27 protein-coding genes are annotated in these 25227 nt (G+C 28.4%); 1 reads left to right on the forward strand and 26 read right to left on the reverse strand.

All coding sequences use genetic code 11. The annotated features are described in order from the left end of the window. Positions 1-42 precede the first annotated feature (42 nt). The 4 genes from OXH55_RS06805 to dapF all read right to left on the reverse strand — a co-directional run bounded on the left by OXH55_RS06805 (position 43) and on the right by dapF (position 4288). Positions 43-435 (reverse strand): type II secretion system protein, encoded by a 393-nt coding sequence (locus tag OXH55_RS06805; protein WP_268049079.1) that lies wholly within the window; start codon positions 433-435, stop codon positions 43-45. A 22-nt stretch (positions 436-457) separates the two neighbouring features. Continuing rightward, the gene (locus OXH55_RS06810) at positions 458-1657 is read right to left on the reverse strand and encodes a type II secretion system F family protein (protein WP_268049080.1); all 1200 of its coding nucleotides are present in this window, start codon (positions 1655-1657) and stop codon (positions 458-460) included. Beyond that, positions 1644-3320 carry a GspE/PulE family protein gene (locus OXH55_RS06815; protein WP_268049081.1) on the reverse strand — a complete coding sequence of 559 codons (1677 nt, stop codon included), beginning with the start codon at positions 3318-3320 and terminating at the stop codon, positions 1644-1646. Before OXH55_RS06815 ends, OXH55_RS06810 begins: the two co-directional genes overlap by 14 nt. Before the next feature lie 146 nt (positions 3321-3466). Next, positions 3467-4288: a diaminopimelate epimerase gene (dapF, locus tag OXH55_RS06820; protein WP_268049082.1), complete on the reverse strand. Its 822-nt coding sequence runs from the start codon at positions 4286-4288 to the stop codon at positions 3467-3469. A 163-nt stretch (positions 4289-4451) separates the two neighbouring features. Here dapF and OXH55_RS06825 point away from each other — a divergent pair, with 163 nt between their 5' ends. Continuing rightward, positions 4452-6194: an Rqc2 family fibronectin-binding protein gene (locus OXH55_RS06825; protein ID WP_268049083.1), complete on the forward strand. Its 1743-nt coding sequence runs from the start codon at positions 4452-4454 to the stop codon at positions 6192-6194. Between the two features lie 73 nt (positions 6195-6267). Here the strand turns inward: OXH55_RS06825 and pyrR are convergent, their stop codons facing one another. The 22 genes from pyrR to rsmH all read right to left on the reverse strand — a co-directional run bounded on the left by pyrR (position 6268) and on the right by rsmH (position 25058). Further along, a complete protein-coding gene (gene pyrR, locus OXH55_RS06830; RefSeq protein ID WP_268049084.1) occupies positions 6268-6804 on the reverse strand; it encodes a bifunctional pyr operon transcriptional regulator/uracil phosphoribosyltransferase PyrR in 537 nt (178 codons plus the stop codon). Between the two features lie 34 nt (positions 6805-6838). Further along, on the reverse strand, positions 6839-7747 hold the full coding sequence (locus OXH55_RS06835) for an RluA family pseudouridine synthase (RefSeq protein WP_268049085.1): 909 nt from the start codon (positions 7745-7747) through the stop codon (positions 6839-6841). Next, the gene (lspA, locus tag OXH55_RS06840; protein WP_268049086.1) at positions 7747-8193 is read right to left on the reverse strand and encodes a signal peptidase II; all 447 of its coding nucleotides are present in this window, start codon (positions 8191-8193) and stop codon (positions 7747-7749) included. The genes OXH55_RS06835 and lspA overlap by 1 nt, the downstream gene beginning before the upstream one ends. A 155-nt stretch (positions 8194-8348) precedes the next feature. Next, positions 8349-8966: a TraR/DksA C4-type zinc finger protein gene (locus OXH55_RS06845; protein ID WP_268049087.1), complete on the reverse strand. Its 618-nt coding sequence runs from the start codon at positions 8964-8966 to the stop codon at positions 8349-8351. 108 nt (positions 8967-9074) lie between these two features. Next, positions 9075-9875 (reverse strand): 3-deoxy-7-phosphoheptulonate synthase, encoded by an 801-nt coding sequence (gene aroF / locus OXH55_RS06850; protein WP_268049088.1) that lies wholly within the window; start codon positions 9873-9875, stop codon positions 9075-9077. An 11-nt stretch (positions 9876-9886) separates the two neighbouring features. After that, positions 9887-10579, reverse strand: coding sequence for a 5'-methylthioadenosine/adenosylhomocysteine nucleosidase (locus tag OXH55_RS06855; RefSeq protein ID WP_268049089.1), 693 nt, complete (start codon positions 10577-10579; stop codon positions 9887-9889). 145 nt (positions 10580-10724) lie between these two features. Further along, the gene (locus OXH55_RS06860; protein ID WP_268049090.1) at positions 10725-11321 is read right to left on the reverse strand and encodes a DivIVA domain-containing protein; all 597 of its coding nucleotides are present in this window, start codon (positions 11319-11321) and stop codon (positions 10725-10727) included. A 16-nt stretch (positions 11322-11337) separates the two neighbouring features. Next, on the reverse strand, positions 11338-12120 hold the full coding sequence (locus tag OXH55_RS06865; protein WP_268049091.1) for a YlmH family RNA-binding protein: 783 nt from the start codon (positions 12118-12120) through the stop codon (positions 11338-11340). A gap of 3 nt (positions 12121-12123) precedes the next feature. Then, complete coding sequence (locus OXH55_RS06870; protein WP_268049092.1) at positions 12124-12405, reverse strand: YggT family protein; 282 nt, start codon at positions 12403-12405, stop codon at positions 12124-12126. Positions 12406-12407: 2 nt separating this feature from the next. After that, a complete protein-coding gene (locus OXH55_RS06875; RefSeq protein WP_268049093.1) occupies positions 12408-12869 on the reverse strand; it encodes a cell division protein SepF in 462 nt (153 codons plus the stop codon). Between the two features lie 12 nt (positions 12870-12881). Continuing rightward, entirely contained in the window at positions 12882-13547 is a 666-nt protein-coding gene (locus OXH55_RS06880; RefSeq protein WP_268049637.1) for a YggS family pyridoxal phosphate-dependent enzyme, read from the reverse strand. Between the two features lie 22 nt (positions 13548-13569). Continuing rightward, positions 13570-14313, reverse strand: coding sequence for a DUF881 domain-containing protein (locus OXH55_RS06885; RefSeq protein ID WP_268049094.1), 744 nt, complete (start codon positions 14311-14313; stop codon positions 13570-13572). Between the two features lie 12 nt (positions 14314-14325). Continuing rightward, entirely contained in the window at positions 14326-14664 is a 339-nt protein-coding gene (locus tag OXH55_RS06890) for a small basic family protein (protein WP_268049095.1), read from the reverse strand. Between the two features lie 15 nt (positions 14665-14679). Beyond that, positions 14680-15393, reverse strand: coding sequence for a DUF881 domain-containing protein (locus tag OXH55_RS06895; protein ID WP_268049096.1), 714 nt, complete (start codon positions 15391-15393; stop codon positions 14680-14682). 11 nt (positions 15394-15404) lie between these two features. Further along, entirely contained in the window at positions 15405-16199 is a 795-nt protein-coding gene (locus OXH55_RS06900; protein WP_268049097.1) for a cell division protein FtsQ/DivIB, read from the reverse strand. Between the two features lie 143 nt (positions 16200-16342). Next, positions 16343-17455 carry a stage V sporulation protein E gene (spoVE, locus tag OXH55_RS06905; RefSeq protein WP_268049098.1) on the reverse strand — a complete coding sequence of 371 codons (1113 nt, stop codon included), beginning with the start codon at positions 17453-17455 and terminating at the stop codon, positions 16343-16345. 24 nt (positions 17456-17479) lie between these two features. Continuing rightward, on the reverse strand, positions 17480-18451 hold the full coding sequence (gene mraY, locus OXH55_RS06910; protein WP_268049099.1) for a phospho-N-acetylmuramoyl-pentapeptide-transferase: 972 nt from the start codon (positions 18449-18451) through the stop codon (positions 17480-17482). 13 nt (positions 18452-18464) lie between these two features. Further along, positions 18465-19838, reverse strand: coding sequence for a UDP-N-acetylmuramoyl-tripeptide--D-alanyl-D-alanine ligase (locus OXH55_RS06915; protein ID WP_268049100.1), 1374 nt, complete (start codon positions 19836-19838; stop codon positions 18465-18467). Continuing rightward, the gene (locus OXH55_RS06920; RefSeq protein WP_268049101.1) at positions 19839-21284 is read right to left on the reverse strand and encodes a UDP-N-acetylmuramoyl-L-alanyl-D-glutamate--2,6-diaminopimelate ligase; all 1446 of its coding nucleotides are present in this window, start codon (positions 21282-21284) and stop codon (positions 19839-19841) included. It lies immediately after the preceding gene. A 132-nt stretch (positions 21285-21416) separates the two neighbouring features. Next, entirely contained in the window at positions 21417-23588 is a 2172-nt protein-coding gene (locus OXH55_RS06925) for a stage V sporulation protein D (RefSeq protein ID WP_268049102.1), read from the reverse strand. A gap of 15 nt (positions 23589-23603) precedes the next feature. Next, a complete protein-coding gene (locus tag OXH55_RS06930) occupies positions 23604-24101 on the reverse strand; it encodes a hypothetical protein (protein WP_268049103.1) in 498 nt (165 codons plus the stop codon). A gap of 27 nt (positions 24102-24128) precedes the next feature. After that, on the reverse strand, positions 24129-25058 hold the full coding sequence (rsmH, locus tag OXH55_RS06935; RefSeq protein ID WP_268049104.1) for a 16S rRNA (cytosine(1402)-N(4))-methyltransferase RsmH: 930 nt from the start codon (positions 25056-25058) through the stop codon (positions 24129-24131). Between the last annotated feature and the right edge of the window lie 169 nt (positions 25059-25227).

Below are 25227 nucleotides of genomic sequence, written 5' to 3' on the forward strand. Positions count from 1 at the left end.
CTTATTCTATGCTGTTTTTCATCTTCATTAAAGGTCTGAACGCTATTTAGAAGTGGGATATATTTGTTTCAATTTATCTACAATAGTATATTTGTTATCATTATCAATTTCCAAAGTATATCCTTTACCATCAATATTGTACTCAATCTTAACCCCTTCATCATTAGGTTTTGCAGTAATAATTTGAATTCCCACCAGATCCTTAGTTGTATTTTTTATTGCTTCCTCCGAATAATTATTATTATTTTCCATATAGCTCATAAAAGCAGCAGTATATATCTGTCTACCTGTATCAATGGCCTTCATTTTTATAGCTTTTTCTCTGTATCCATTAAACCTAGGAACTAAAAAACTACTTAGCACCAAAATTACAGCCATGACAACTATAAGCTCAATCAACGTAAATCCTTTGCTAGTTAATTCTTTTTTTTTCACTGTTACTTCCTCCTAAATTCCTTTAAAACATTGTTTCTATTGAATCCATTATATCTATAATAGGAAACATAAATTTAACAATAACAAATGTTATTATTATAGATAAAATTAAAATAGTTATAGGTTCAATGAGAGACGATATTTTATTAACAATTCCATTTATATTCTCTTCATAAATACTAGCAACATTGTCCAGCATCTCATCTATATTTCCAGTTTCTTCTCCAACTAATACCATTGACACAAAAAATTTTTCAAATAATTTAGTATTCTCTAAAGCATTTGATAAACTCATACCTTCTCTAATATTCAAAATTAAATTAGAGATTTTATGTTTATGATATTTATCATTAAAACTATTTTGTATTATTTCTAGAGATGTTAATATAGGCACTCCACTGCTAATAAGTAAACTTAGACTTTGAGCAAATTTGATTTCATAAATCTCTTTATAAAATTCTTTAATTCCAGGAATAGAAAATTTAATCATATTGAATATCCTCTTGTCATAACCTTTAACTCTAATAAACATTAAAAGCATCAACAAGCATACAGCAATTATTTTCGACTCATTACTATTTATAAATTTATTAATAGTCATAATTTCTTTAACTTCTTCAGTAATATGCATATTATTTATTGCTAAATTATTAATAAATATAGGTATTATTTTAGTAATAATAATTATTGTAATCACTATAGTTGTTATAAATACTATAACTGGATATATTAAAAGAGATCTTATTTTTGTATAAACATTATGTTCCTTCCAATAATATTCATAAAGATTTAGTAAAACTTTTTCCATATTACCACTTTGCTCACCTATCTTAATCATGTGAACCATAAACTTAGGATATATCTTCGGAAACTTATCTAAACTTTCCGAAAAATCTTTTCCCTTTTCTACATCACTTTTTACTACATATAAACTAGTATTTATTTGTGAATTTAGCTTTTGATATAAAAGTATATCTAAGCCTCTAGTTATATTAATCCCACATTTTAAAATTTCTGATAGCTGTTTGCAAAATATTGCTATATCTTTACAGCTTACCTTATAACTAAAATCTTTTATATTTAAATATCTAACTCTATAATCTATTAAAAAATATCCTTTATTTCTCATTAATTCTATAAGTTCTTTTTCATCATTTAAAATATATTTGCCTTTAATAAAATTTCCATTTAAATTTACTGCTTTATATTTATAAGTTTTCATAAGCTCCCTTCATCATCTCTTGAACGGTTGTTATACCTTTTAACACTAATGTCTTGCAACTATTATTTAACGTACTCATTCCTTCTTTAATACTGTATTCTCTTAATTCTTCTATGGATTTATTTTGACAAATTAATTTCTTGTGATTAGAATTTAAATACATTATTTCAAATATGGCTCTTCTTCCTTTATATCCTGTATTATTACACTTTATACATCCTCTACCTCTAAAGAGTTCATGGCAATTACTTACCCCTAAAATTTTTAATTCTTCTTCTTTGGGTATATACTTCTCCTTGCAATAAGGACAAATTTCTCTAATAAGCCTCTGGGCAATTACTGCAACTAATGCATCCGCAGTTAAATAGTTAGGTACATTCATATTTATCAGTCTTTCAATTGCACTAGGCGCACTATTAGTGTGAAGAGTAGAAAATACTAAATGCCCTGTAATTGCTGCTTTAACCGCTATCTGAGCGGTTTCTTCATCTCTTATTTCACCGACCATAATAATATCAGGATCCTGTCTCAAAACACTTCTAAGCCCTGCAGCAAAATCTAATCCCGACTTATAATTTACATTAACTTGATTTACTCCTTTTATTGTGTATTCTACAGGGTCCTCTATTGTAATTATGTTTTTCTCTTCAGAATTTATTTCATTAATTAATGTATATAGGGTAGTGGATTTTCCGCATCCAGTTGGTCCAGTTGCAAGTACAATACCATTTGAGGTTTCTAAAATCTTTCTGAGAAGTGCATATTCATCATTATTTAACTTTAAAGACTTAAGCGAAATATTACTATCTTCCTTATATAAAATTCTTATAGCAATTTTTTCTCCATACACAGTTGGAATTGTAGATACCCTAAAATCCAATTTCTTATTGTCTATTTTTAATTGCATTTTTCCGTCTTGTGGTATTAACTTTTTTGAAATGTCCATACTTGACATTATTTTTAATCTAGTACAAATTGCTGGATATACTTCTTTAGGAATTTTATTTTTTCCTTTAAGCACACCATCAATCCTATACCGTATATTCACTTCATTTTCAAATGGCTCTAAATGAATATCACTAGCTTTTTCACTAATTGCTCCATAGATTATGGAATTAGTAATTCTAACTATAGGTGATTTGTCAATTTCATTTTTAACTAATTGATTTTTTATGGTTTCATTTTTTAGCTTCTCAATACCTTCGCTTTTTAAATCCTTTAAAGCTGCACTTGCAAATTCTTTATCATAATAGCTTTCAATAGCATAAATTATTTTGTTTTTTCTCTCTATATAAGGAATAATATCCTTATTGGTCAAAAATCTTATATCATCTATAACCATAGCATTAAGAGGATTAGTCATAGCAACACATATTTTTTCATTTTTTACTCCAAAAGGAATGACATTATATTTTTTTGATATTTCTTTTGGAAGCAATTTTACCACATCTGTTGGAATATCTAAATTGTCTAATTCTACACTTTCAATATGAAAATTTTTTTTAAATATTTTGTACAAAACACTTTTTTTTACATAATTATTGTTTAATAGTATTTCTACTAATTCAGCTTTAGTTTTTCTTTGAATTTTTAATACTTTATTATAATCATCTATAGCTATTACCTTTTCTTTTAACAATGTGTTTCCTAATATATCTCTCATACGCATCTCCTAATCCCATAAATTTCATAAACATTTTTTACCATATCATTTTAATATTTTTATCACTTTTAAATTATTTAATCACTTTTTTTCAAAAAATAAAAAAATCTTATTCAAATAATCTCGAATAAGATTTTTTACTCTTTTTATATTAATATTTCTCCATTAAAGACTATTTCCGCAGGTCCAGTCATTAATACACCGTCATCCGTAATTTGTATTAAAAGTTCCCCTCCTGGAACAATTACCTTAACTTTAGATTCTGTGAATCCTAAATGATTACAACAAATAACAGATGCACAACTTCCCGTTCCACATGCTAATGTTGGCCCTGCTCCTCTTTCCCAAGTTTTAACTTTAATTAAATTGTTGTCTGTAACTTCACAAAAATTCACATTAGTTCCTTGTTTAAATAAATGATGTTTTTCAATACCATTTCCTTCTTCTACACTATATTGCTCTAAATTCCCCATAACGACCGTATGAGGTACACCCATAAGCATTGATGTAATCTTATATTCCCTATCCTTTACACTAATCTTCTTTTCAATAATTTCTTCCTTAACATCAGCACCAAAATCCTCAGGTTTATAAGAATAATTTCCCATATTTATGGTTATTCCTTTAACTTCATTACCTTCTATATCTAAATAAGCAATTTTAACTCCATCACCAGTCTCAATCTTTACAATTTTTTTATCAATTATTCCTTTATGATAAACATATTTTGCAAAACATCTTATGCCATTTCCACACATTTCTGCATAAGAACCATCAGCATTAAATATAACCATCTGTATATCAGCAATTTCACTCTTTCGAACTATTAATATTCCATCTCCACCTATTCCATAACGTCTATGGCAAAGTTTTTTTGCTATCTCCTGTTCTTTTCCCTTTAATATTTCTTCAAAATCCTCTATAACTATAAAATCATTTCCTGTACCTTGCATTTTAGTAAACTTCATATATTTTGCCCCCAATCATACTCCTAATATATTTTACTATATTAGTAACATATTACTTTAAATATATCATATAGTCAATATAACGCTTTTCATTATTATTGATTATTACACTAGTAAATAATATACTATAAATATATGTTTATATAAAAGAAAGGATGATACCATGGCATTAGACGGAATATTTTTATACAGCATCATACATGAATTAAAAGATACTATAATCAATGGAAAAGTAGATAAAGTAAATCAGCCTGAAAAGGATGAAATAATACTAAACATTCGTCAAGGAAGAAAACTTATCAAACTGCTAATTAGTGCAAGTTCAAACTACCCTAGAATACATTTAACAGAAACAAATAAGCCTAATCCATTAAAAGCTCCAATGTTTTGTATGGTACTCAGAAAATACTTAACAAATTCAAGAATTATAGACATTAATCAAATAAATAACGATAGAATAGTAGTTCTAACCTTTGAAAGTAGAGATGAGTTAGGCTTTGATAGTATATATTCTCTAGTAATTGAAATAATGGGTAGACATAGTAATATAACTTTAGTACGTGAAAGAGATGGAATAATAATGGATAGTATTAAACATATTACTCCAGATGTTAATAGTTATAGAAGTACTTTCCCTGGAATTAAATATGTTTATCCTCCAAAATCCACTAAGTTAAATCCTTTTAATTTTTCTTTTGGTGAAGCTGAAAATTATATTAATGAAAATAATATTGACTTAAATGAAAATATGTTCCTTATGCTTTTTACAGGAATAAGTAAAACGCTTTCAAAAGAATTAGCTTTTAATTTAAACTTAGCTAATATTACACTAAATACAGAATCATTTAATAATATAATAGATTATTGTAAAAATATTTTTAACAAAATAAATTTAAAGAAATTTGAGTACTTTTCATACAAAAATGATAATTCGTTGATAGATTTTTATTGCTTCGACTTAAAAAGTATGGGTAAATACACTAAAACCTCTTACGTTTCTCCATCAACACTACTAGAAAGCTTCTATTTTACAAAAGATAAACTTGATAGATTGAAAGCTAAAAGTTCTGATCTTCAAAAAATTGTTAATAATAACATAAATAGATGTATAAAAAAAGCAAAAATATTAAATAACACTTTGAAAAAATGTGAAGATAAAGAAAAAGTCAAACTTTATGGTGAACTTATAACAGCCAATATATATGCATTAGAAAAAGGTATGAAAGAAATTGAAGTTTTAAATTATTATAGTGAAAAAGGAGAAAATATAAAAATTAAACTTGATGAAAATAAAACTCCTTCACAAAATGTTCAATCATACTATAAAAAATATAATAAACTAAAAAAATCAGAAGAAGCCGCACATGAACAGTTAGAACAAAATACAGATGAATTGAACTATCTATATTCTGTACTAACAAATATAAAAAATGCCAATAGCTATGATGAAATAGAAGAAATAAAAAAAGAACTGATAGAGACAAATTACATCAAGTTTAAAAAGTCTCGTAAAACGAAAAAATCTAAAGCTCTAAAACCTTTGCACTTTATATCTAGTGATGGATTTGATATATACGTCGGTAAAAATAATATACAAAATGACAATCTAACTTTAAAATTTGCCAATAAACATGACATATGGCTCCACACAAAAGAAATACCAGGCTCACACGTTATTATTAGAAACTCTGGTGAAATTCCTGATAGAACATTAATGGAAGCTGCAAATTTAGCTGCTTATTATAGTAAAGGCCAGCAATCATCTAAAGTACCTGTAGATTATACAGAAATAAAAAACGTAAAAAAACCAAGTGGTGCGAAACCTGGTATGGTAATATATTATACTAATCAAACCCTATATATAACTCCTGAAGAACCAAAATTAAAAGAAATTAATAATAAATAATTACCAAATAAAATCCCCTATCATAAAATAGGGGATTTTATTTGGTAATATCATAAAATTTTATTGAATTAAATTAAACTTCATAAATCACAACGGAATCTTCTTTATCCAATTCTTCAACATTAACAGATATTATTTCTTTACTTGAAGTAGGAACATTTTTCCCAACATAATCTGCTCTTATTGGAAGTTCTCTATGCCCTCTATCAACAAGTACAGCTAACTGTATATTTGCAGGTCTACCATGTTCAATAATAGCTTCCATAGCAGCTCTTACAGTTCTTCCTGTATAAAGCACATCATCTACTAATATTATTTTTTTATTTTTTACATCAATTCCAATATGTTCATTATTAACTACTGGCTGCTCTCCTAATTCTGTTAAATCATCTCTGTAAAGAGTAATATCTACGCATCCAACTTGAACACTCTCACCTTCAAACTCTCCTATAAGTTTTGCTATTCTGTGAGCTATAGGAACACCTCTCCTTTGTATTCCTACCAATACAATATCCTCAACTCCCTTGTTTTTTTCAATAATTTCGTGGGATATTCTTTTCAAAGTTCTCTTTATAGCTTTGTCATCTAAAAGTACTGATTTAAATTCCATTATTTTATTCCTCCCCTCTTAGATACATAATAAATTATTTTCTAAGTTTTGTAAGTACTTCTACGAAATATTCTGGAAGTTCAGATTCAAATTCAAGATACTTTTCAGTAGAAGGATGTATAAACCCTAATTTTTTTGCATGAAGCATTTGACCATTCAATCTAAATTTCTGCTTTTTATATCCATAAACAGGATCTCCAACTAAAGGATGTCCAAGATAGCCCATATGTACTCTTATTTGATGAGTCCTTCCAGTTTCCAGTATACATTTTACTAAAGTATTTCTCTCAAATCTTTCTATCACTTCATAATGAGTTACAGCTCTCTTTCCACCACTAACTATAGCCATTTTTATTCTTTCTCTAGGATGTCTTGCAAGGGGTTTATCAACTGCCCCACTTTCTTCCTTAATTACTCCCTCAGTAAGTGCAATATATTCTCTCGTCATAGAATGATCTTTTAACTGCTCTGCTAATTTTCTGTGAGAATTATCATTTTTAGCTATAACTAAAATCCCTGAGGTATCTTTATCTATTCTGTGAACAATACCAGGTCTAATAACTCCATTTATCCCTGATAAATCTTTACAGTGATATAAAAGTGCATTTACCAAAGTTCCTGTATAATTTCCTGGTGCAGGATGTACAACAATTCCCTGAGGCTTATTTATAACGATTAAATCACTATCCTCATACAATATATCTAAAGGTATATTCTCTGGTTGTACAACAAGTTCTTCTAATTCAGGAATATTTACAGTTATTTTATCATAAATTTTTAATTTATAATTTGATTTTTTATTTTTATCATTTACTATTACGTTTTCATTTTCAATAAGTTTCTGTATATACGATCTTGATTTACCTTCAAAAACTTGTGATAAATATACATCTAATCTACAATTTACTGAATTTTCATCTATTATAAATTCTTTTAAATTCATTATTCCTCTTCCTTTAATATGCAAATAGCTAAAATTATTGTTCCAACTACAACTAATATATCCGCTACATTAAAAGTTGGAAAGTAATATACATTCTTATAATGCAGCATTATAAAGTCAATTACATATTTATGTATAACTCTATCATATAGGTTACCTAATGCTCCACTAATAATCAAAGCAAAACTTATTCTAAGTGCTTTTGACTTAGGCTTATATTTAAATAAATAAAATATCATACCTATTAAAACGGCTAAAGTTACTATAGTTAATAATAGTATTTTACCTTGAAATATTCCAAAGGCAGCCCCTTTATTTTCTAAATATTGAAATGTAAAAAAATTCTTTATTATTTCAATATCACTACCATCTTTAAGGATATTTAAAGCCCAATTCTTCGTAACTCTATCAAGAAAAATTCCTATAATTATAACTAGGAACTCCATATTATCCCCCCAAATAATTTGTATATAGTAGTAAAAAAGAAAAGATATTATGCATTTTCTATATAAACTGAAAATAATCTTAATCTTTTCTTTTTTAACTTATAACAAATTTAATTTTTGAAATTTGTTATCTATAACTTGCTTTAAACTCTGTATTAATCTGGTAACTGTTGTTTATATTGAGCATTACTTATTTTTTCAACACCTTCAACATATCCGACCTCATCCTCATCTTCATACTCATAATCACCATAATCATATACTTTTCTCATTTTATTAAAGTTTTCAACAGTTTGATAACTATCTTCTGCATCAAACTCTACGTTATTTCTATGATGTTTATATCGAAAAGGACTTCCTAAAGCTGCTTCTTCACTTGGTCTATTATATATATCATCTATATTTTTACTGTTTTGCTCTTTTTTACACTCTATACAGTACTGTGTATAAGGAATAAAATTCAATCTTTCCTCTGTAATATCTTTTCCACATACTCTGCATTTTCCATAGTTACCATTATCTACAGATCTTATGGCTATATCTATTTTATTTAAAATATCCATTTCATTTTTCTTTAAGGCAATTCCCTTTTCTTTATCAAATAATTCTGTTGCAGTATCAGATGGATGATTATCATAAAAAGATAGTTCTTGAGACATCTCACTGTTTGAATCTATTACCTCATTTTCCTTCATTTGAGTCAATAAAGCTTCCACTTTATTTTTTTCTTTAATAAGTCTATTTTTATAATTCATCATTTTATCTTTATCCATAAATAACAACTCCTTCTTACATTTAAATAATTTCTTCTTACTTAAACACATGAGGTCTATTATTTATTTTTTCTAAAGATAACTTTTTTATTACACAAAAAATTTTTACTAAAAATACATAGTAAATTTCTTTACATCTTCCATTATTTTTACTAATTGAGGAATTGATATAGTCTGTCTAGCATCTGATATAGCTTTTTCTGGATTTATATGACTTTCAATTTCAAGTCCATCTGCACCAGCACAAATAGCAGATATAGACATTTTAGGTACCAACTCTCTAAGTCCTGTACCATGACTTGGATCAACAATTATAGGAAGTCTATATTTTTCTTTAATTGCTGCAACCAAATTTAAATCCAAGGTATTTCTGGTATATGTTTCAAAGGTTCTTATTCCTCTTTCACATAATATAACATTCTGATTCCCTTCTGCCATTATATATTCCGCTGCATACAACCATTCTTCTAAAGTAGCACTCATTCCTCTTTTTAATAATATGGGAATTTTAGTTTTTCCAACTTCTTTCAAAAGGCTGTAGTTATACATATTTCTAGAACCAATTTGAATAATATCAGTATAGTTACCAGCCTTTTCTACATCTCTAGTATCCATTATCTCTGTAATAACAGGTAAATCTACTTCCTTACCAACTTGACTAATTATCTTAAGCCCTTCCTCTTCAAGTCCTTGAAAACTATAAGGAGAAGTTCTAGGCTTATATGCACCACCTCTTAAGATGTGTACACCTATTTTTTTTAATTCCTTAGCAATAGAAAGCAAGCTTTCATAGCTTTCTATTGCACATGGTCCAGAAATTATAACTTTTTCCTTTCCACCTATAATAATATCTTTTACTTTTACCTTTATTGATTCTCCATAAACTTTATCTACAAGTAATTTTTCCATTTATTTCTCACCTACATAGCCTCTATCATGCTCTTTAATATATTTGTAGAATTTTCAACAGCGATAGGTATAAATTTTTCATAATCAATGTGAGCACCATTACTAGCATTATCAGAAATTGATCTTATTATAACAAAAGGCACATTATTTAGATAGCATACTTGAGCTATACTTCCACCTTCCATTTCACAACCTATAGCATCAAATTCTTCTTTTAACCAATTTATCTTTTCTAAACTTGCAATAAATTGATCTCCCGATACTATTCTTCCCACAAAACTATTATAATTTGTGTTTTTCTCGCAAGCATTTTTTGCAAGCTTTACTAATTCCTCATCGCATTTAAAGTCAAAAGCTTCCAATCTAGGGATTTGTCCAAGTTTATCTCCGAAAACAGATGTATCTATATCGTGTTGTACTAAACTATCAGCAATTACAACATCTCCAGGATATATGTTTTCACCAATTCCACCAGCTACACCAACATTTATAATTTTATCAGCTTTATAATCATCAATCAAAATTTGCGTACAAACTGCTGCATTAACTTTACCTATACCACTTCTTACTACTACTACTTCTTTATCCCATAAAGTTCCTATATTGAATTGCATTCCTGCTTTAATTTCTTTTTTACTTATTTTAATATTCTTTAATAAGATTTCTATTTCTTCATCCATTGCACCTATAATTCCAATATCCATATTTTTTCTCCTTTCACAAATAAAAATTTATCAAAATATACAATATTTCTATGCTTATATAAGAATACAGTAATACTTTTTTATTGTCAACAACGCTGTACTTATCAATAAATTAAAAAATCTCACTCAATGAGTGAGATATATACTAATCTTCTTTAGCAAAAAAGCTTTTAATTAAATCTAAATCATTATCAGCATATTCTTGTGTAACTGGTTCTTCATTCTCAATTTCTTTAGCTTTAACAGGAATCTCAGATACCTCAACGGTACTTCCTACATTATAATTTTTAATAAAATCCCCTTCTAAACTATTAAAAGTCTCTACTTGAGCATTCATAAAATTTTTAAATTTAGCTCTAAATTTTAAAAATTCTTGTTTTAATCTTTCATAGTCATCATTAATTTTCACAACATCATTATGCGCTTTATCAATTATTTTTTGTGCAGAGTCATTTGCCTTTTTTATTATTAAATCAGCCTCAGACTGAGCTGATTCTCTTGCTTGCTCTGCAGCATTTTGTGCTAATAATAGAGTGTTTTGAATTGTAGATTCTATTTTTGAATAATGTTTTATTCTTTCTTCTGACAACTCTAATTTTTCTTTCAAACCTGAATTTTCCTTATATAAAGTTTCATAATCCTCAGCAATTTTATCTAAAAATTCATCAACTTCATCACAATCGTAACCTCTAAGGGATTTTTTAAATTCTTTATTGTTTATGTCCATTGATGTTATTATCAAATTAACCACCCCATACTCATATGTATTTTTTTATTTTTACTTTCGACCTTTGTTTTTGGGTCTTTCCTATCACTTCTAAAATTTTAAACTTCCCATATCCTCTCACAGCAATAATAGTTCCTTCTCTAATACACTGATTTTTATTATTTATTCTTTGATAATCTGTAAGAACTTTTCCTTTATTAATCATATCCACAGATGCACTTCTTGATATGTTACATAAAGCTGAAATAACACAATCACTTCTCATGGAAGTAACAATTATATTTTTCTCTTCGAATTTGTATTGAGGAATAACACATGAACTACGGTCTAGTATTTCAATACTGCAAGGAGCTCTCCCAATCTTACTCAAATTTTCCTTTACATAATAACAAACTTCGTTAAAAACAGGAATATAACAACTTTGGTCTTCAACAATCAAGTCCCCAAATTTTTCTCTTTTAATGCCTAGTGACATTAACGCTCCTAAAAAATCAGAATGCCCTAATTTTGAAAAAGATGATTTATTATTAATTTTAATCAATTCTACTGGATATTTATGAAAATCTTCATCTTCATATAGTGGTAAAATTGCTATGATTCTTCTTTCACTTTCCTCAAATACACCAAAGCTCCCTATATTACATTCTAATAAATCGCTTATATTTTTTAATGCATTCCATATACTTGGTGGATAAAATTCGTTTAAATATAAGGATTTATTAATTTTTATGCTAAGTGCAATTTTATCATAAATATTAGACAAAGCAACCTTATCTTCAAAATCAATATTAGCTAAAAATTCTTTTTTATTCATACTTTATAAAATCCTTAAAACTATACTAACAATATTTCTTAATGCTCCAATAATAAATAAAGCAAGTATAGGTGATAAATCTACAGGCAGTCCAGGAATAAGTCTTTCCTGTATTTTTCTTCCTGGTGATAAAAAAGGCTCCGTAAAAATATGTATTGTTTCAGTTATTGTATTTCTGCCTCTATAAATCCATGAAAGGACTATATCAACTATTATTAAAAGTTCTAAAAGGTCAAATAATAAATTAAATGCACTTCTAAGAATAAGTATCATTTTATCCTCCAATCTTATTTACCCCAATTTATTAATCCTTTACTTGAAAGTTCACTTTTCAATTCATTTGATATTTCAACATTTGATGGAGATAATATATATACTGCTTTCTCTATTTCTTCAAGAGAACCTGAAAGAGCATAACTAGCTCCAGCCATAAAATCTAAAAGTCTTTGAGCAATTTTAGACTCAAGGGTAGTCATATTTACTACTATAATCTTTCTATTTCTTAAATTATCGCAAATTTCTATAGCTTGATCATAATCAGTAGGTTTAAGTATTATAATTTTTGCACTTGTTGCTGCATGAATACTTACAACTTTATTATTTTGTATTTTATGTTTAGATGAATCAAAAATATTATCTATAGGCTGTTCTTCTTCTAAAGAAGCAGCATTTTCCATTTCTTCTATCTCATCTACTTCATCTTCCAATCCTAAAAAATCCATAACTTTATTTATCATTTTGCCAGCCATTTTATATCCCTCCTAAATATTTTTATACATTCTCTTTCCAAATATACCTTCACCTATTCTTACCATATTTGCTCCCTCTGAAATAGCTATTTTATAATCTCCAGTCATACCCATTGAAAGATATTCCATTCTAACATTAGAATACTGTTTTTTAGCTAAATCATCATAGATTCTTTTCATTTTTGCAAAGTATTTTCTACAGCTCTCTTCATCTCCTTTAGGAATTACTGTCATAATTCCTTTAACCTTCACACTACTACACTTTTCACAAGCACTTATTAGTTCTTCTAGATTTTCTTCTAATATACCTGACTTATTAGGATCACGTCCTATATTTATCTGAATTAAAACATTGGCAATCTGCCCTTTGGCAGCATATTTCTTTTCAATTTCTTCTAAAAGTTTAATATTATCTAATGAATGTATTAAATATACTTTACCTACAATATATTTTACTTTATTCCTTTGTAGATGTCCAATTAAATGCCATCTTACATCAGAATGAAATTTTTCAACTTTCTCTGTAAATTCTTGAACTTTATTTTCTCCAAAATCTCTAGCTCCAGCTTGATAAGCTTCTTCAAGCTCTTCAATGGTTCTAGTTTTTGAAACAGAAATAAGTGTAATATCATCAGATATTTCATTTTTAATTTTGTTAATATTCTCTGCTATACACACCATTATCTACCCCTTATAAATATTATTTAGTATTATCTTTTTTAACCTCTGTCATATATTTATATTCTATTTTTCCTTCATTAGCTAAAATTTTTATTTTGTCTGACTTAATTATATTTACATCTATACCTCTTAATTTTAAATAAGTCAAATACCCCATGTCAGATGTCATGTAACTATATATTTTGTCTTTGTTTCCAATTACTTTTATATTAAATGGAGCTGGTATTTTTATTCCATCTAACTCAATAAATGCTCCCCAACAGAAAATATCTGATTTATCAATAATCCTCTGACCATTTATAGATATAACTTCTGCTCCAGCATTTTTAAGCTCATTAACTAGATTAATGATATCATTATCATGTATAATCCCTGCTTTTTGGTCAATAGCATCTTCTACATTTCCTGAAAAATCACTACTAGCATCTTTTAACTTTATTACTATTCCTTGTCCCTCTACATCAATATTGCCTAAAGTCATTTCATTATTGAAAATCTCTTTATTCATTTCTCTTATAATCTGAAATTTATCATTTTGATTTTCAAGATATTTCTCTAATTTTTTACGTTCTTTATAGTATGTTTCTTGCAAATTTGAAATATCTTTATTTAACTTATTAACATAATCATATGCTTCTTGGTACTCTGTTGGAGTCAAAAACACTTTATTATTTATTTTCTTCAAATTCATATTTGATGAAATTAATACCCCTATAATTATAGAAGCAATAAAAACAAATATTGTTGCTTCATTTGTTTTCATTTACTCACCTCATTAATGTGACTTTGCTTTTTCCAATAATAATCTTCTTACTGCTGCAAAATTATTAAATATTCTTTCACCAAATACAATAACAGCAGCTAAATATATAGGCATCCCCAATTTATCACCAAGGTATGTAAGTGCTGCTGCTAAAACAGCATTTCCAAAAAAACCTGAAATAAATATATCTGTTCTAAATCTTTTATCAATTGATGCTTTTATAGCTCCAAATACAGAATCTAAACACGCAAAAATTGCAACAGACAAATATGGTGAAAATTTCAGGGGAATACTTATATCCCAAAACATTCCTATAATAGTTCCAATTAGCAATCCAATGAATATAATCATTTAAAACACCTCGAGTTATTTTTTTATAGGCTTAGCATATTCGAACTTTAAGCTCTTATCATACTTATTAACTTCTATCTCATCTGTAAAATCATATTTTATATCACAACCTTCAAATCCAACATCAAGCACTCCTGGAAATTCTAGCGCAGCTTTTAGCTTTGCTTTGTTTCCTATGGCTTTTATTGTAATACGCTTATATGGAGATATTCTTTCCTCATTTATTGTAATATAATTACTTGCATTTCTTATACCTGTTCTTGAAGTAATTCTAATATCATTAATTGATATAGCTTCAGCATCTGCAGCCTTTAGTTCATTTATAATTCTAAGCAAATCAGTATCAACTATTGTTGATGTCTCAGCATTAGGATTAAAAATAGTATTTTGGGGTGTTATATACAACGTCACACCTTCTCCTTGAACATCTATACTTCCTGTAAGAATTCTAGTATCTTCTAGTTTTTTAACTATTTCTTTTGTCAATTCATCATTACTAGCTGCAGCACCTTCATAATTTTTTATTTGAGTTTGAAGTTCATTTATTTTTTTCTCCATTCCTTCTTTTTGCTTTTTCAATTGTTCAATTTCAAGCGTAATCTGTGCAACATTAGTATCTTGCTCAGAACTCTTTCGCTGACTAGCAATTGACTTTAACTGATAGGTAATCATAAAACCTAATAAAATACATACTATTCCTACAGAAATCTGTGAACGCATTTTTTTCATAGTAGGTCCTCCTAATTTTCAACTAAAAATACAGGGTTTCCTTTAAAACTCACATCTATATACCCTTTTTTATCAATTAGCTTATTATCTAATAGAATATTTATAGCTTTATTAATTTTTTCTTGTAATTTATCACTTGTCCCAATTTTAACCATCATATTTCCATAATACATTTTTATATCTGTTAAGTCCTTAATATCTACTATAGAAGGTTCAGGAATTCCATCTTTAAAATTTCTTATCAACTCTGTAATATCATTTATAAGCTTAATTTTTCTTTGATTACTATCATCTAATACTTCTCCAAGCTTATATTGTTTTCCTTCATATCCAATTAATTTAAGCAATTTCATTCCATTTACAGAGTTTTTCTCTTCTAAAACAATTCCATTTTTATCAATAACCCAATATTTATTATCCTTATTTACATAAAACACTGCTGTTCTTTCTTCAACATGTATATTTATCTTATTTGGAAGTTTTCTCTTAATCTCTACATTTAATATATACGGATTAGATAGTATACTAGTTCTACTTTTTTTTAAATTTAAGTAAAATATATTTTCCCCCAAATTAATTTGGGACAATTTTTTTATTTCTTCTGAACTTATATTTCTATTATTTGAAATTTGTATATCTTTAATATTAAAATAAGAAAGCTTTAAACATAAAGTAACTGCTAAAGATATTAAAATTATTATAATCGTAATATATCTTTTTATTCTTACTTTTTTTCTTCTTTTTTCAATTAATTCATTCTTGTATTTATTTTTAGATTTATTATTTACTTTTGGCTTGGCAGTCATCCCTTTACCCCTCAAATTTTTAATAATTACATACCTATATAATACCACATATTGTATTAGGATTAAATGTATTTAATATTTTTTTAAATTAAATTAATATATTAAAACACAAATACAGCACTGCTTAGCAATGCTGTATTTGTTTAGTTGCTTGTTTGTCTAGATATATTAAGCAATATTCCCATAGCAATCAAGTTAAAAACTAAAGATGACCCTCCATAACTTATAAAAGGAAGTGGTACCCCTGTTACTGGCATTGAACCTGTTACAACAGCAATATTGATAATAGCTTGTATTGCTATTACAGCCGTTATACCTATAGCAAGCAATGTTCCGTATATATCACTAGCTCTAACGGCAGTTCTTATACCACGCCAAATGAATACCAAAAATAATGAAATAACAAAAATGCATCCCACAAGCCCTAGTTCTTCACCAATTATAGAAAATATAAAATCATTATGAGGTTCTGGTATATAATAACATTTTTGTCTTGACTGACCTAGTCCTGTTCCCAATATTCCTCCTGAACCTAAGGCTAAAAGTGATTGAATAAGCTGATATCCGTCTCCTCTAGGATCTTCCCAAGGATTAAGAAAACTTATAAATCTTTTCATTCTATAAGGTTCCAGTACAATACCACCAACTCCAGCAAGTCCCACCAATAATAATACAAATGCTATATGTTTTTTTCTGCAACCTGATGCAAATAACACTATAATAGTAACAATCATAATTACTGATGCTATACTTAGATTTTTCTCAAGTAATATAAGCCCAGCATAAAATCCTGAAACTACCAAGTATGGAAAAATTCCATACTTAAAATTCTTTATTCTTTCACCTTTATTTTCTATACTCTTAGCCAGATACAAAACAACTACATATTTAGCTATCTCTGATGGTTGAATAGATGCACCGCCCGGAAGGTATATCCACCTTCTTGCACCATGATTATCGTGAAAAGCAAATACAGCTAGGAGCAAACCTACTGTCAAAATCATAAATAAACCAGTCTTATTTTTTAAAACATGATAATCAACCTTCTCTGCAACTATCATACAAGTTATACCTAGAATAGCCCATACGCCTTGTTTCTTTAAAAAATACATATCATCATTTCTATACATCTTACTATGTAATGCCGTATATGAACTTGCACTATATACCATTACTATTCCTACAGCAACTAAAATCATTATAGTTGCAAATAATATAAAATCAACTTGACCCATTTTAGCTTTGGGTTTTTTCATAATATATCCTCCTATTTAAATTACTTATAAGGACAAGATATTCATTAATGACAAAAATCCTATTAAACACAATATAACAGTTACAATAGAAAACACTGTAACAACCTTAGTTTCATGCCATCCACTTAATTCAAAGTGATGATGTAGAGGTGCCATTTTAAATATTCTTTTCCCAAATAATTTATTTGAAGCAACTTGTAGAATTACAGATACTGTTTCAGCCACATATATTCCTCCAACTATAATAATCAGCAAAGGAAGTTTTAATATCATAGCCACTACTCCAACTGCTCCTCCTAAAGCTAAAGAACCAGTATCGCCCATGAATATTTGAGCTGGGTGAGCATTGTATCTTAAAAATCCTAAAAGAGCTCCCCCTACTGTTGCACAAAATATTGCAAGAGTATAATGTCCTGTTGCAAAACTTACTACTGCGAAAAAAGTCATTACAAGTAAAGTTACACTTGTTGAAAGACCATCCAGTCCATCAGTTAAATTCACCGCATTGGTTGTTGCAGAGAAATATAATACTATAAAAGGTATATAAAATATACCTAAATCCCATGTTTGGTGGGTAAAAGGAATTATTATACTACTTCCTATATTCGAACTCTTATACCCATAAAAAGCTATTGCAGTTGAAACTAAAAGCAGCAATAACATTTTTTGTTTAGCACTTAATCCTTCATTTTTCTTATGTACTATTTTAAGAAAATCATCTATGAAACCAATAATTCCAAATCCAACAAAAGCAAGAATTGCTAATATAATCTCAAATCCAGGTTTCTTTAAAATAATAAATATTGTAATAACACTTGATAGTATGAATATTATTCCTCCCATAGTAGGAGTACCTGATTTGACTTTATGACTTTCTGGTCCTTCTTCTCTTATATTCTGACCAAATTTCAATTTATGCAATATAGGAATTAATATTGGTCCTTGAAGTAATGCTATTACAAATGCTACCAATACTGAATAAATCATTAAACTCATTTTTATATCTCCTTTAGTAATTTTTAGCCTTAAGTTCTTTTACAATATCTTCAAACTTCATACTTCTTGATGCTTTGATTAGTATTATATCTTCATGAGTAATATTGCTTACCAAATATTCTCCAGCTTCTTTTGTATTATCAAAGCTTTTGAAACCTTTATTGTTATTAAAGCCCTCTTTATAAGCTGAATCGTATTCTCCAATACTTAAAAGTTCATCAACTCCTACTTCAGCTGCATATTTTCCAATATCTTTATGAGCATTATAAGACTCTTCACCAAGCTCCTTCATAGTTCCAAGTACAGCAATTTTTCTTTTACCTTTTATAGTACTCATAACATCCAAAGCAGCTTCCATAGAATCTGGACTCGCATTATAACAGTCATCTATTATAGTATAACTACCGCACTTTACTATATCTAATCGCATAGATGTTACACTAAGATTTTTTATTCCACTTTTAAGCTTATCATACTCTATCCCTAAAATTCTTCCAGTAGCAATAGCCAATAGAGAATTTAAAATATTATGTCTTCCTGGAACTTCTATATAAAATTCTTCTCTACTTTTTCCATCTAAAACAGAAAATTTTATACTATTTTCATTTACTTCAATATCTTCTGCTTTATATTCTACTTTGCCCTCAAATCCAATTCTAGCAGTTTCATATTTTTCTTCACATACTGTAGCTAAAAGATCATTTTCATTATTCAACACTAATACACATTCTTTTGTGAAAAAGTCTGTTATCTCCATTTTAGCTTTCAGTATATTTTCTCTAGTTTTTAAATTTTCTATATGAGATATGCCAACATTTGTAATTATAGCAATGTCAGGTCTTGCTACTTTTGCCAATCTGTGAATTTCACCTAAATCACTCATCCCCATCTCAAGAACAGCTACATCATAACTATTATCAAGTTCAAATACCATCAAAGGTAATCCTATTTCATTATTAAAATTCCCTTTTGTTTTAAATACTTTAAACTGAGAACTTAAAGCTGCTGCTGTTAAATCTTTTGTTGACGTTTTTCCTGTAGAACCTGTAATTCCTACAACTTTAACATCCAACTTACTTCTATAATATTGCGCTAAATCTAATAAAGCTTTTTTTGTATCTTTAACTAAAATAACTGAGGTATTAGAATTTAATTCTTTTGTATCAAACTTTATTTCATCTACTATGCATAAATTAGCACCTTTTCCACTAGCTTCCTTTATGAAATCATTTCCGTTAAAATTTTCACCTTTTAATGCGACAAATATACTATCTTTACATATTTTTCTTGTATCTGTGCTTAAATAATTATATTTATGTATTTCTTTATTTATGTATATTTTTCCGTCAATAGCATTAACTATTTCCTCAAAGCTTAAACGTTCCATTTAAAACAACTCCTTTACGATTTCCCTTATTACTTCTCTTTCGTCAAAATGTATTACCTTATCTTTCAAAATTTGGTAATCTTCATGTCCCTTTCCTGCTACTACTACTACATCTCCCTTTTTTGCAATCTCCATTGCTTTTTTTATAGCATCTCTACGATTTTCAACAACCATGTAATTTTCCTTTTTTATTCCCTTTATTATATCTTCAATAATTTTCATAGGCTCTTCTGTTCTAGGATTATCAGAAGTAATTATGGCTATATCTGATATTTCCGAACCTAGACTACCCATTATTGGTCTTTTAGTTGTGTCTCTATCTCCTCCACAACCAAAAACACTTATAAGTCTGCCTTTTGTAAACTCTTTAGCTGTTTTAAGTATATTTTCTAATCCATCTGGAGTATGAGCGTAGTCTACTATAACATCAAAATCTAAATTACAATCTTTAGTAGCTATTTCGCATCTTCCTGGAACCACAACATTTTCTAGTCCTTTTTTAACATCCTCTAAAGAAATACCTTCACTCAGACATGCTCCTGCACAACATAATGCATTATAAACGTTATATCGTCCTGGAATATTTAAATTTATATGTATATTACTGTCTTCGTAATGTAAATCAAACTCTACTCCTCTTGAATGATTAACTATATTTTTAGCCACTAAGTCTGCATTTTCATCAACAGCATAAGTAATTTTGCTTCCTTCACTATCTTCAAACACTTTTTTTCCATAAGAATCATCTATGTTTATCACTGAATTCTTAGTATTTTTGAATAATTTTAATTTTGCTTCATAGTAGTTTTCAAAAGTTTTATGAAAATCTAAATGATCTTGGGTTAAATTTGTAAATACTGCCTGTGAAAATCCAAGTCCATAAACTCTATCTAAACTTAAGGAGTGAGAGGAAACTTCCATTATACAATATTTTATCTTTTTATCTACCATTTTTTTAAAAAGCTCATGAAGTTCAAGCGACTCAGGAGTAGTTCTCTCCGCTTTTAATTTTTCTTCACCAATAAAATTTGCAATAGTCCCTACAAGTCCTACACTGTATCCTGCATGTTCTAAAATAGACTTTATCATGAAAGTTGAAGTTGTTTTTCCGTTTGTTCCAGTTATACCTATCAAATTTAATTTATTTGATGGATTTCCATAAAAATTTGAAGCACAAACTGCAAGAGCTTCTCTTCCATTTTTTACTTTTATTATATTACACTCAGGAGCATTATCCAACTTTTTACTGCAAATTATTGCCACTGCACCCTTTTCATAAGCACTTTGTACATATTTATGTCCATCTACATTAAATCCTTCAATGCAAATAAATATATCTCCTTTTTCAATCTTTCTTGAATCATACTCTATTTTGTTAATCTCAACACTTTCTTCTCCCTTAATAATTTCATAATTTAAACCTTTAAGTATTTCTCTAAGTTTCACTTAAATCACCCCTATAATACAAATTAATGTGATTAGCATAAGAGTTTATGCTAATCACATATTATATATTTATTATCTTGCTTTAAATAATGCTTAAAGTTTTTCTTTTTTACTATAAACTCTAAACTATATCTAATCTCCTATTTCTTGCAATTTCAGAACAATTTTCGTAGTATTTCTATTTACTCTTTGTCCTGCACTAATACTTTGTTCAGTAACCACTCCATTACCTATTACTTTAGCTTCAATACCTAATCCTTTTAGTAGTTCTACTGCCTTTTCTTTACTATATCCTTTAAGACTTGGAACCACTACTTCCTTATTATAATTTGACGATGTTCCACTGTAAAGTACTATTTTCCTTCCCTCTTCTACAGAATACCCTGGTTTAGGAGTCATATCAACAATATATTCTCCTTTATCATCAATTTGATAATTAAGCTTAGATTCCTTTAGAATTTTTAATGCTTCACTCTTTTTTGTACCTCTTACTTCAGGTACAACTACGTTTTTCAATAAAACATTTTCATCTCCATCTTTTAAAGCCATATAATTAAATATATCTGTAAATACCTGTTTAGCAACTGGTGTAGCAATTTGACCTGCATAATAATTAGAAGGATCTGGTTCGTCAATTGAAATAAATAATGTTACCTTTGGATCATCTGCTGGAGCCATACCTCCAAAAGACGCAATATACTTTCCTTGCGCATATCTACCATTCATAACCTTTTGAGCAGTACCTGTTTTACCAGCTATATTATAACCCTCAACATAAGCCTTACTTCCTCCACCTTCTGAAACAACCTTCTCAAGATATCCTCTTAAACGATCCATAACTTCTTTATCTGCCACCTGTCTTTTTCCGTAATTCTGAAATTCTTCATCTACTATTTTATGATTTTCCTCATCATAATGAATAATTTCTTTCATAACATGAGGCCTAACCCAAGTTCCTCCATTAGCTATAACATTTAATGCTGTGATATACTGTATACCAGTTAAAGTATTTGTCTGACCAAATGAAATTGTTGCTAAATCAGTTTCACTTATATTTTCAGTCTTTTTTATGATACCAGAAGCTTCACCTGGAAGGTCTATGCCTGTTTTTTGTCCAAAACCAAATTTTTTAATATACTTATTTAATTTCTCAGCACCTAATCTTTTACCTAAATCCATAAATCCAACATTGCATGAATTTTTTAAAATATCAACAAAAGCTTCTGTTCCATGTCCCGTTCTCTTCCAGCAATGTATTATCCTTTTGCCAATAGGTGTACCACCATTACAAGTGATTTGATAAGTATCTTCATCTATTACTTTTTCTTCCATTGCTGCTGTTGCCGTAATAACTTTAAAAATTGAACCAGGTTCAAAAATATCACTAACAGCTCTATTTCTCCAATTTTTCTGTAATTCATTAAAACTTTTACCTTCAACCCATGGAGAATTAGGATTATAATCTGGCTTATTTGCCATAGCTAGTATCTCACCATTTTTAGGGTTCATTGCGACAATTGTAACTGCCTTGGCCTTATTATCTTTCAATGCTTGTTCTGCTGCCTTTTCTGCAAAATGCTGAATCATATCATCAATAGTAAGTACAACATTTTTTCCTGGAACAGGTCTTGTATATTCAGAAATTGTATAGGGAAGCTCTTGACTTTTATTATCTGTTTCAGCTATTTTAACCCCTGGAATTCCCGCTAAATATTTATTATATTTTAATTCAACTCCTGTTAAACCTTCTCCATCAGATCGGGTATGTCCTAAAACATGTGCTAAAAAATTATTATTTGGATAATACCTTCTCGTATCTGGTGAAACAATAACTCCTCTAATTTTTAAATCTCTAACTTTATCTGCTTCTTCTTTTTCAATTCTTCGTTTTAATGTAGCAGAACCAATTGGTAATCCACCCGGCAATTTTTTATGTAATATTTTTAATACGTCTTCTTTTTCCATACTTAAAGGACCAGATAATTTAATAGCTATATCTTCATCCGTAAGTTTTTTCTTTTCCTGAGTTTTTCTAAGAGTATTCATATCTAAATCCACTCTGTAAACATTAGCACTTACAGCAAGTTCATGTCCATTTCTATCCAGTATTTTTCCACGCCTAGCTTCAATTTTAACATCACTAGTCCACTGATTTTCCGCAATACTTTTGTACTGTGGAGACTTAACTATAGTAAGATAAGACAATCTACCTACTAGTCCAAAAAACAAAAGCAAAAGTATGCAGAAAACCGCCAGCATCCTTCGCTTTATTATAACTTTATCTCTGTATTCTTTTTTAGCCACACTTATTTACCTCCGTTAGAACAGAATCTTCTTTATTTTCTCTATAAAACTATTACTTTTCTTTACTCCATTCTCATGAGTTTTTTTAAAATTATTTCTCCCTAAATCAACCTGCACAGCGTTAGCTCTGCTTCTAGGAATCATATTTAACTGTTCTGTAGCTTTTTTTTCAATTTGTTCAATATTATTATACTTCAGCAATCCAATTTTTAAATTTTCGTTATCTGCATTCACAACTGCAATTTGTTTTTTAACCTCTGTTATATTTTTCTCCATGTTATAAATTAAGCAGTATCTGTAAACTAAAGTGACACCAACCCCAAATGCCAATATTATATTTCTTAGTACTTTTGCTTTTTTCTTTATCTGTTTCTGCTTATTAATTTTGATATGTTCTTTTTTAGATTTTTCAAGTTCCTTATGTTTTTGTTCATCAACACCCCTTGAAGGTGCGTAATCAGGGGCTAAAGCATTACTACCACTTACGGCATTTTTTTTATTTGTTACTATCACTTTATTCCCTCCATTCCTAATTTAGAACTAAATTTTTTCTGCTACTCTAAGCTTTGCACTTTTGCTTCTTGAGTTAATTTCTTTTTCCTTTTCTGTTGGTTCAATTGGTTTCCTACTAATTATTTCGATAATCGGCTTTTTGTTACAAATGCAAATTGGAAATTCTTTAGGACATGTGCAAGGTTTTTGAAGTTTTCTAAATTTATTCTTAATTATTCTATCCTCTAAAGAATGGAAAGTAATTATCGAAATTCTTCCATTTTTATTTAAGTTATTTATACTATCTTCCACAGCTTTATCTAATATTGCAAGTTCTCCATTAACTTCTATTCTTATAGCTTGAAACGTCTTTTTAGCTGGATGCCCACTTTTCTGAAATTTTGCAGGTATTGCAGCTCTAATAATATCCACTAATTCCAAAGTGGTTTCTATAGATTTTTTTTCTCTAGCCTTAACTATAAACTGTGCAATTCTCTTTGCAAACTTATCTTCCCCATATTCCTTTATAATTCTAAAAATTTCATTTTCACTATATCCATTAACAATGTCATAAGCTGAAAATTCTCTTTCCCTATTCATCCTCATATCAAGAGGAGCATCTTTCATGTAACTGAATCCTCTCTCTGCAGTATCTAGCTGATGTGAAGAAACCCCTAAATCCATTAAAATCCCATCAACTTTGTCAATTTTAAGTTCCTTTAAAATTTCATCTATATTATAAAAATTATCATGCACATATGTTACATTTTCATAATCCTTTAATTTTTCTTTAGCTGCTTTAAGTGCATTTGTATCTTGATCTATACCTATTAATCTTCCCTTATTTGATACACGTTTAAGTATTTCACTAGAGTGTCCAGCACCTCCAAGGGTACAATCTATATAAATTCCATCTTCTTTTATGTTAAGTGATTCAATAACTTCATCTAATAATACTGATATATGTTTAAATTCCATAACTGTCTCCTTCTAATTTCAATTCTAGTCATTATTCAATATTTACTATTTCCTTTTTTCTTTCTCTGTATTCTAAAACTCACCCATTCATTACACTTCTAATAATATTCTATAATATTATTCTATAAAAAATCCAAAACTCCTTCTATAAAATTATATTTTTTAAATT

It is taken from the genome of Clostridium ganghwense (assembly GCF_026735165.1).
Lineage (GTDB): Bacteria > Bacillota > Clostridia > Clostridiales > Clostridiaceae > Clostridium_H > Clostridium_H ganghwense.